This window comes from Achromobacter sp. DMS1 (genome assembly GCF_001270295.1).
In genome coordinates this window covers 1-9,500 of the sequence record NZ_LHSJ01000164.1, presented here as the reverse complement: position 1 = coordinate 9,500, position 9,500 = coordinate 1, and the positions used below count along the sequence as shown (strand labels likewise).

6 protein-coding genes, 1 tRNA gene and 1 pseudogene are annotated in these 9,500 nt (G+C 61.1%); 2 read left to right on the top strand and 6 right to left on the bottom strand.

Annotation, left to right across the window (positions count from 1 at the left end; genetic code table 11):
- The first annotated feature begins 61 nt into the window (after positions 1-61).
- Positions 62-832, top strand: coding sequence for an IS21-like element helper ATPase IstB (gene istB / locus AD428_RS17615; protein WP_053245377.1), 771 nt, complete (start codon positions 62-64; stop codon positions 830-832).
- A gap of 28 nt (positions 833-860) precedes the next feature.
- Here the strand turns inward: istB and AD428_RS26290 are convergent, their stop codons facing one another.
- The 6 genes from AD428_RS26290 to AD428_RS17590 all read right to left on the bottom strand — a co-directional run bounded on the left by AD428_RS26290 (position 861) and on the right by AD428_RS17590 (position 7,566).
- On the bottom strand, positions 861-1,190 hold the full coding sequence (locus AD428_RS26290) for a hypothetical protein (protein ID WP_152968138.1): 330 nt from the start codon (positions 1,188-1,190) through the stop codon (positions 861-863).
- A gap of 113 nt (positions 1,191-1,303) precedes the next feature.
- Complete coding sequence (locus AD428_RS17610; RefSeq protein ID WP_053246040.1) at positions 1,304-2,413, bottom strand: tyrosine-type recombinase/integrase; 1,110 nt, start codon at positions 2,411-2,413, stop codon at positions 1,304-1,306.
- Positions 2,414-2,640: 227 nt separating this feature from the next.
- Positions 2,641-2,731: transfer RNA gene (locus AD428_RS17605), tRNA-Ser, on the bottom strand.
- 96 nt (positions 2,732-2,827) lie between these two features.
- Positions 2,828-4,381 (bottom strand): SpoVR family protein, encoded by a 1,554-nt coding sequence (locus AD428_RS17600; protein WP_053246039.1) that lies wholly within the window; start codon positions 4,379-4,381, stop codon positions 2,828-2,830.
- Entirely contained in the window at positions 4,378-5,637 is a 1,260-nt protein-coding gene (locus AD428_RS17595; RefSeq protein ID WP_053246038.1) for a YeaH/YhbH family protein, read from the bottom strand. The genes AD428_RS17600 and AD428_RS17595 overlap by 4 nt, the downstream gene beginning before the upstream one ends.
- A gap of 12 nt (positions 5,638-5,649) precedes the next feature.
- Positions 5,650-7,566, bottom strand: a complete 1,917-nt coding sequence (locus AD428_RS17590; protein ID WP_369798778.1) for a PrkA family serine protein kinase — start codon at positions 7,564-7,566, stop codon at positions 5,650-5,652.
- Positions 7,567-8,277: 711 nt separating this feature from the next.
- On the opposite strand from AD428_RS17590, the pseudogene AD428_RS28190 reads away from it, so the two are divergent.
- Positions 8,278-9,500 (top strand): annotated as a pseudogene (locus tag AD428_RS28190) (DUF3142 domain-containing protein); the annotation flags it as partial.

Sequence of the window (9,500 nt, the reverse complement as noted above, 5' to 3'; positions counted from 1 at the left end):
TCCCGCGAGAGAGCTTCCAGCACCCGCTGTCGGTCTATAACGAACTGCTGGAGGTGCGGGCGTGAACATCCAACACAACCGGATCGAACAATTCTGCGACGTCCTGAAGCTGGAGCGTATCGGCAGCGAGTGGCCGGCCATCGCCCAGCAGTGTGCCCGCGAGGACGCCAGCCATGGTGACTTCCTGGAACGCCTTCTGGGCATCGAGAACGACGCCCGGATCGAACGCCAGCGGGCTGCCTTGATGAAGATTGCCACGCTGCCCTCGGTCAAGACCATCGAGGATTATGACTTCGCCTTTGCCAGCGGTGCGCCACGTGCCCAGATCCAGGAACTGGCCGCTCTGAGCTTTATCGAACGGGCCGAGAACATCGTATTCCTGGGGCCCAGCGGCGTGGGCAAGAGCCACCTGGCTCAGGCGCTGGCCTACCGTGCCGTCATGGCGGGCATCAAGACCCGCTTCCTGACTGCCGCCGACCTGATGATGCAGTTGGCCACCGCCCATAAACAGGATCGGCTGCAGCAGTACTTCAACCGTGCCATCATCGGGCCGCGCCTGTTGGTGATCGATGAGATCGGATATTTGCCGTTTGGACGCGAGGAGGCGAATCTGTTCTTCAACGTGGTGGCCCAGCGCTACGAGCGCACCAGCATCATCGTCACCAGCAATCTGCCCTTCAGTCAGTGGTCCTCATGCTTTGCTGAGGACCAAACGCTGACCGCCGCCTTGCTCGACCGCCTGCTGCATCACGCCCATATCGTGCAGATTGCCGGGGAAAGCTACCGACTCAAGGACAAGCGCAAAGCAGGGAATATCAAGATCAGGAGCTAGGTTTTTTGGACGCCGGGGTGGGTCAGTTTTACTCCGACGATTCCGACGAAAGTGGGTCAGTTTTCAACCGGCGTTGACATGTATGCTCGATTTTGTCATTTAGCAATGACAAAGATGTGCGGCACAGGCCCAGCATTTGATCCACAATGAAAGCAGACAAGGCACCATCTTGATGCCTGTCAATTTCATTGTTTTGAATAATAGTCAGCACTGCCCCGACACCTGTAGCGATGCTTCGTGCATCCTCAACACATGCTAGCAGCGGCAGCGGATCGAGATTTTTTTGCTGGGCGGCCTCATATACTTCTGGCAAGAAACGGAGAAGGTCATCCTCAAGATGGCATCGTGCATGTTCCATATCATTCCCCAAAATAAGAGGAATGATCCTGGCGTACTTAGCACGAATCGCGCAAGCGAGCCCCGCAGGGATACTTCCAAAAAATGCCCCCTTGCTAGGGGGTCAGGGGGTAGTTATACATACCGGACTTTTTCCAGCAGAAGTTTTTGCACTGGACTAACCCGATCTCGGATAACAGTCAGCGGAAAATCTTGGCTGTAAATTTCAGCATTGGTTCCCTCGACTTCATGCCCGATAACTTGGCATCGCATCTCCAAGGAAATCTCCTGCTCTTTCATATAATTATTGAAAAATTTCCGTAGGGAATGGAAAACCAGCTTGCCCCGGTTGATTTTTTTCTCTTGAAGATAGCGGGCAAATTTCTTGCCCACTGCATTACCAGCCCCCTTACCTTCAAGCTCTCGATACTTGAAAACTTTCCCATCGGGCAATTTTCTGCTATCAATGAACGGCTGCAGTTCGTTCATAATTTCATCGGGAATAGGTACTTCCCGGATGCCTGCTTGGGTCTTGGCATCGAGCACCCTCACGAAATGAAAGCCCTTTTCGTGCTTGATGAATTGCTCTTTTTTCAAGATGGTCAACTCGCCAACCCGTAGCCCTGTCACAAGCTCCAACATCAGGCAATGATAAAAATCAGGGTCTTTCTTCTTGTGGGCAAGCATTCTTTCCCTGTCGAATAGCGACAAGACTTCTTCAAGATAGAAGCAGCCATAGGTACTTTTTGCCCGTTCTCGTCCACTTAACAGGTTCCGATCTTTGGCGGGATTTTCACCAAAAAGGTACTTATGCTTGAGGGCAAAATTCAGAACCGTTCGAATGACAGATACCTTATTGTCTATCGTTCTTAATTCGTTGCCTGCTTTTTTCAAGTGCTCTTGATAACGGGTAATATCGTCACCCGTTATCCGATAGAGATACGGATTTTTCAGGAAATCGGCAAACTCAGTGATATTCGTTGTGTATTGCTGAACCGAACGGGTCTGCAAGTTCTTCATTGCCATGAACTTGCTGAACAGTTCCAAGAGCCGCAACCCTTTGGGCTGTTCCTCCACGATAGGCGCATTGCGCGGGACACCGCTGGCAGGCACCAGATGCCCCAACTTGTCCATCATGCCCAAGGCGAGCAATGCCTGCTCGTTATCTTCCTTGGTGCCGTCCGTCTTGATGTAGCCCCGTTGCAGGTCTATTTCGTATTTGCGGACTTTTGATGGATCTACCATGCCCAGAGCCTCGTAAAACTTGAAAGCTCTTAGGATAGCAAGGGAACGGTCTCGGGTTCGTAGGCTTCGCTTGACTTGCCTACCATCAACCCTCAGATGGATGCAGTACACCCCCGTTTCGGGGCGGGCATAGACAGGTATTTTCACGGGTGTTGCTACCCATTTTGCTACCTATCCTGCATTCCAGATTTTTGGAAATCCCTGAAAAATCAAGGACTTAGAAGACTTGGCGGACAGAGGGGGATTCGAACCCCCGATACGCTTTTGACGTATACACGCTTTCCAGGCGTGCGCCTTCAACCACTCGGCCACCTGTCCTGATTCGGGACTCGCATTGCGGAAAATGCGAATCCGCGATTCTAGCAGAAGGCGGCCGGGCGTGCATCTCTCCTCGATTATAGGGACAAATCATCCCTACGGACGCGGCGGCGGATCCTGTTCGCGGTAGGAGCTGACGGTGCCGTCGGGTTCGGTTTCTTCCAGGCGCACGCGGAAGCCCCACAGGCGGGCGAGGTGTTTCATGACCTGTTCGGCGTCTTCGCTGGCCAGGGGCCGGCCGCGGCTCTTGAGGTGGCGCAGCACCAGGGAGCGGTCGGAGTCGCGGTTGTAGCGGACAACCTGGATGTCGGGCACCAGGTTGTCGCGGTTGTGCTGGGCGGCGAGCAGGCGGCGGATGTCGCGGTAGCCCTCGTCGTCGTGGATGGCGGCGACTTCGAGCTTGGGGTTGGCCTCGTGGTCGGAGATGGCGAAGAAGCGGAATTCGCGCATCAGGCGCGGCGAGAGGTATTGCGAGATGAACGACTCGTCCTTGAAGTTGCGCATGGCGAAGTCCAGCGTCTTCAGCCAGTCGGCGCCGGCGATGTCGGGGAACCAGCGGCGGTCTTCGTCGGTGGGCGACTGGCAGATGCGGCGGATGTCCGACATCATGGCAAAGCCCAGGGCGTAGGGGTTGATGCCGCTGTAGCCGCGCTCGTCGAAGCCGCGCTGGCTCACGACGTTGGTGTGGCTTTGCAGGAACTCCATCATGAAGCCGTCGTTGACCAGTCCTTTTTCGTGCAGGCGGTTCAGGATGGTGTAGTGCCAGAACGTGGCCCAGCCCTCGTTCATGACCTTGGTCTGGCTCTGCGGATAGAAGTACTGGGCGATCTTGCGCACGATGCGCACCAGTTCCTTCTGCCAGGGTTCCAGGCGCGGGGAGTACTTCTCGATGAAGTACAGCAGGTTTTCCTCGGGCTCGGGCGGGAAGACTGCGCGGGCGGCCTCGGGGGTCTTTTCGGTTTCGAGCCGGGGCAGCGTGCGCCACAGGTCGTTGTACTGCAGGCGCGCGTGTTCTTCGCGCTCGGCCTGGCGCGCGGCCTCTTCCTTGTACGAAACGGGCGCGGGACGCTTGTAGCGGTCCACGCCGTGCAGCGAGAGCGCGTGGCAGGAATCCAGCAGCGACTCCACGGCGTCGATGCCGTGGCGGTCTTCGCAGTCCATGACGTACTTGCGGGCGAACACCAGATAGTCGAGCACGCTGTCGGCATCGGTCCATTGCCGGAACAGGTAGTTGCCCTTGAAGAACGAGTTGTGCCCGTAGCAGGCGTGGGCGATCACCAGGGCCTGCATGGTCATGGAATTTTCTTCCATGAGGTAGGCGATGCAGGGGTTGGAGTTGATGACGATTTCATACGCCAGGCCCTGCATGCCGCGCCGGTAGAACTGTTCGTTGCGGATGAATTCCTTGCCGTACGACCAGTGCGGATAGCCGATGGGCAGGCCGGCCGAGGCGTAGGCATCCAGCATCTGTTCCGAGGTGATGACCTCGATCTGGTTCGGGTAGGTGTCCAGCCCGTACTCGCGCGCAACCTGGGAGATCGCTTCGTCGTAGGTCTGGATCAGCTCGAAGGTCCATTCCGAACCCTGGGAAAGCGGCCGGGGGCTGCCGGCCTGGCCGGGTTCGACGAGAGCGCCCACGATGGCAGTCATACGGCCTCCTTCTTGAAGAGGTCATGGAACACGGGGTAGATTTCGCCGCGGTCGCAGATGCGCCGCATGACGAAATGCGGTTCCAGCTTCTGTTCGTATTCCGCCCACAGGCTGCTCTTGCGCGCCTCCTGCGAGTCGGGAATCTCGATATAGGCGAAGTAGCGCGTGGCCGGAAGCAGGTGCTCGGCCAGGAAGCGCGCGCTCTTGCCCGCGTCGGCGCCGAAGGAATCGCCGTCGCTGGCCTGGGCGGCATAGATGTTCCACGCCGAGGGCGGGTAGCGCTTTTCCATGATATCGCGCATCAGTTCCAGCGCCGACAGCACGATGGTGCCGCCGCTCTTGGGGTCGTAGAAAAACGTCTGCTCGTCCACTTCCTCGGCGTTGTCGGTGTGGCGGATGAACACCAGGTCCACGTGCTCGTACTTGCGCGACAGGAAGAGGTAGAGCAGCGTGAAGAAGCGCTTGGCCAGGTCTTTCTTGCCCTCGTCCATGGAGCCGGACACGTCCATGAGGCAGAACATCACGGCGCGCGCCACCGGAATGGCCACCGACACGCGGTTGCGGTAGCGCAGGTCGAGGTCGTCCAGGAAGGGCAGCTTGGTCAGGCGTTCGCGGCAGTCTTCCACTTCCTGCTCGAGCGCCTTGATCTCGTCGGCGGAGGCGCCGGCCGCCCGGGCCTGGGCCAGCCGCTCCTCGGCGTCTTCGAGGTCGGCGCGGGCCTTGACGCCCAGCGCCACGCGCCGGGCCAGCGAAGACTTGAGCGTGCGGCTGATGCTCAGCATGCTGGGCGAGCCGGTAGTGGTGTAGCCGGCGCGCTGCCACTTGCGCTGGCTGACCTCGCCCAGCTGCGTGCGCGCCATGTGCGGCAGCTCCAGATCCTCGAAGAAGAGGTTGAGGAACTCCGCGCGCGACAGGCTGAAGGTGAACTGGTCCACCGATTCGCCTTCGCCCGGCTCGGAGCCGCCCTCGCCCTGGCCGCCCTGCGGCCGGTCGAAAGTGTCTCCCTTGGCGAACTCGCGGTTGCCCGGGTGCACGATCTCGCGGTCGCCCCCCGGGCCATGCCGGAACTGCGGCTCGGAGATGTCCCGGGCGGGCAGGTTGATCTCGCCGCCCTGGTCCATGTCCTGGATCGAGCGGTCGCGGATCATTCCGTGAACCGCCTTGCGGATCTGGTTCTTGTAACGCCGGAGAAAGCGCTCGCGGTTGACGGCGCTTTTATTGCGCCCGTTCAGCCGGCGGTCGATGAGCGAGTTCATGACTTGCAGCCCTCACGAAGACTTCCTCACGCGGAGATACCACTCGCACAGCAGCCGCACCTGCTTCTCGGTGTAGCCCTTTTCGACCATGCGGTCGACGAAGCTCTGGTGCTTGCTGCGGTCCTCGGCCGACGCCTTGGCGTTGAACGAGATGACGGGCAGCAGATCCTCGGTGTTCGAGAACATCTTCTTCTCGATCACTTCGCGCAGTTTCTCGTAGCTGGTCCAGGTCGGATTTCGGCCGTTGTTGTTGGCGCGCGCGCGCAGCACGAAGTTCACGATTTCGTTGCGGAAATCCTTCGGGTTGGCGATGCCGGCCGGCTTCTCGATCTTTTCCAGTTCGTCGTTCAGCGCGCTGCGGTCGAAGCTTTCGCCGGTTTCCGGGTCGCGGAATTCCTCGTCCTGGATCCAGCAGTCGGCAAACGTGACGTAGCGGTCGAAGATGTTCTGGCCGTATTCCGAGTAGGACTCCAGGTAGGCGGTCTGGATTTCCTTGCCGATGAATTCGGCGTAGCGCGGCGCCAGGTAGCCCTTGATGAACTCCAGGTAGCGGCGCCGGACTTCCTCGGGATAATCCTCGCGCGCGATGCGCTGTTCGAGCACGTACATGAGGTGCACGGGGTTGGCGGCCACCTCGCTCTGGTCGTAGTTGAAGACGCTCGACAGAATCTTGTACGCAAAGCGGGTGGAAACCCCGGTCATGCCCTCGTCGGTGCCGGCGTAGTCCTTGTACTCCTGCAGCGCCTTGGCCTTGGGGTCCACGTCTTTCAGGCTTTCGCCGTCGTACACCCGCATCTTGGAGTAGATGCTGGAGTTCTCCGGCTCCTTCAGGCGCGTCAGCACCGAGAACTGCGCCATCATGTCCAGCGTGCCCGGGGCGCAGGGCGCCTTGGCGAGCGAACTGTTGTGCAGCAGCTTCTCGTAGATGCGCACCTCTTCCGACACCTGCAGGCAGTACGGCACCTTCACGATGTAGATGCGGTCGAGGAAGGCCTCGTTGTGCTTGTTGTTGCGGAAGGTCTGCCATTCCGATTCGTTGGAGTGGGCCAGGATGCAGCCGTTGAACGGAATGGCGGAAAAGCCTTCGGTGCCCTTGAAGTTGCCCTCCTGCGTGGCCGTCAGCAGCGGGTGCAGCATCTTGATGGGCGCCTTGAACATTTCCACGAATTCCAGCAGGCCCTGGTTGGCCAGGCACAGGCCGCCGGAGTAGCTGTAGGCGTCCGGGTCGTCCTGCGAATGGCGGTCGAGCTTGCGGATGTCCACTTTGCCCACCAGCGAGGAAATGTCCTGGTTGTTCTCGTCGCCGGGCTCGGTCTTGGCGATGGCGATCTGGCGCAGCACCGAGGGGTTGAGCCGCACGACGCGGAACTTGGAGATGTCGCCGTCGAATTCCTTCAGCCGCTTCACGGCCCAAGGCGACATGATGCCGGTGAGGTAGCGGCGCGGAATGCCGTATTCCTTCTCGAGCGTGCTGCCGAAACGGTCGGGGTTGAAGAGCCCCAGCGGCGATTCGTTCACGGGCGAGCCCTTCAAGGCGTAGATGGGGTAGGTTTCCATCAGCGACTTGAGCCGCTCCGCGATGGACGACTTGCCGCCGCCCACCGGGCCGAGGAGGTACAGGATCTGCTTGCGCTCTTCCAGCCCCTGGGCAGCATGCTTGAAGAACGCAACGATCTGCGCAATCACGTCCTCCATGCCGTAGAACTCCTGGAACGCCGGATAGCGCCGGATGGTCCGGTTGGAAAACAAACGGGAAAGACGTGGGTCGTTGCGCGTGTCGATGACCTCCGGTTCGCCTATCGCGGCCAGCATGCGCTCGGCCGGACTGGCGTAGGCCATGGGATCACGCTTCGCAAGGTCCAGATATTCCTCGAGGGAAAGCTCGGATTGCTGCTCTCTTGCATACTGCGACTTGAAGCCTTCGACGATGTTTTGCACGGAAACCTCCTACAACACGCGAAAAAGCCAAACAGCACTACGAAATCCCATTGTGTGCCCCGAAGGCGGGAGGCTCATAGCTAATCTCGCCATAAGCTTTCGCCGTCGCGCCTTATGTTGCTTTCGCCACACATCCGGCTTTCGCACGATGGCGGCCGGGCGCGCAATGGGGATTCGTTCAGTTTAGGCCGCCCCCTCGCGAAACAAGTTCCGTCAAGGAGTGCAACTTAAGTGAAGAGTTCTCTCGCTTTGCACTTCAGCGTATTACCGCCGGACGCGCGTGCCTGGATCGCCCGATGCGCAATGCTCGGCAATGATCTGAAGGGAAGAGCGAGATCCCAGTGGATTCTTATTGACCCGGGTTGTGCCCGGCGCGTCCGCTAAGCGATGGTAGCGAACGGTCTGAACGGCGCTTTGCGCTTGCGTTCAGGGCGGTGCCGTCTTGCGAAAAAAGTCTTGTGTTCAAGCGGCACGGAATCCGTGGTGACGAGGGCATGCGCGCGAAGAATCCGAAAACCGGCGGCGCGGATGCCAAGCCATGACCCTATGCTAAGCCCAATTTCACCGTTTGTGGCAATTCATTTGGCCGTCATCCCAAAAAAGCCGCACACCGCCTCTTCGACTTGCCTCGATCCGGCAGGCTTTCCGGCTTGAAGCGGGCCGCCGGCAAGCAAAGACAGCATTGTGTTTCGTGTCGTATGCATGCCCCGGGTCCGGTCATGCCGGGTCCGTTTTGCCGGGCCGTTTTCGCCCGCCTTCCGCCTCGGACCGTCGCGGCGCGAATACCCATATCGGCCGCGCAGGTTTGCATGCCGCATGCTGGCACTCGCGCGGCGCGACTGCCAGCACCAGCCGCGCGCGGCGTTTGGACAGAATCATGCGGGCCGCGCGGCGCCCGCGCATTCCGTCCAATCCGCTGCCCCGATCCGTCCGTGCCGCCCCTCGCCATGCTCGCCTGCCGCTTGCCGCCGGCCTGATTGCGCTGCTGCTGGCCGCCTGCCGCGACGCGCGGCCGCGCAGCGTCTCGAGCACACGGTACGGGCGTGGCGGCGGGCCGGCGTGCGCCTGTCGATAACCATGTTGCCGACCTGGCTGGACAGCGCGCAGCTGGAGCAGGCGCTCGCGGCCGTCGACGAATCGGTGCTGCAGGTGCATGCCGTGCTCGATCCCGCGCTCGGTCTGTTCGAGGCGAAACGCGCAAGAGCCCGGGTGCGCGCCTACGGCGGCGGCGCGCCGCACGGCTGGCGCGTGGCCCTGCCGGCATAGGGCAGCCGCGTCGTCTGGAACGAGGAAGACCGCATCGCCGCCATCGAGAGCGAGCGGTCTGCGCTGCAAGGCGAGGGCCGCGCGAGCGAACTCATGGCCATGCCCGCGACGATCGCGGCCTTCGTGCGCGACCTGGACCGCGATCCGCCCGCGCGGCTGGCCGGCCTGGCGAGGTTCCGGCTGCCCACGCAAGCGGACGCCCGCGCGTGGAGCCTGCCCACCCGGCGGGCCGAGCTGGCGCGCCAGCCCTTGCGCGCGGAGCTTGCCGTCACGCTGCAGGATGGCGGGGCGGGCGCGGCCCGCGAGATCCTGATCGCCAACCGCGGCGCGGCCGATGCGCCCCTGCCCCACGCGGTGCGCATCGCGGGCGACGGCGCGGCCGCCGACGGCATCAACGGCTATACGATGGAGCGCGATGCGCAGGGCCTGTATCTGCGCCGTGCGCGCGACGGCCTGCATGCGGGCGCCCGGCGCCACATCGGCTGGGTGCGCTGCCGGACTGCAACTCCCGCTTTCCATGTCCAACCTAGAAAACCTCGCCCTGATCTTGCTGGCCGCCGCGGCCGCGCCGCCGCCATCATTGCCCGCGTCGCCCGACTTCCCGCCGCCAGCTCCTGGCACGACCGGCGCGGCACGCTGCTGGCAACGCCCGCCAATTC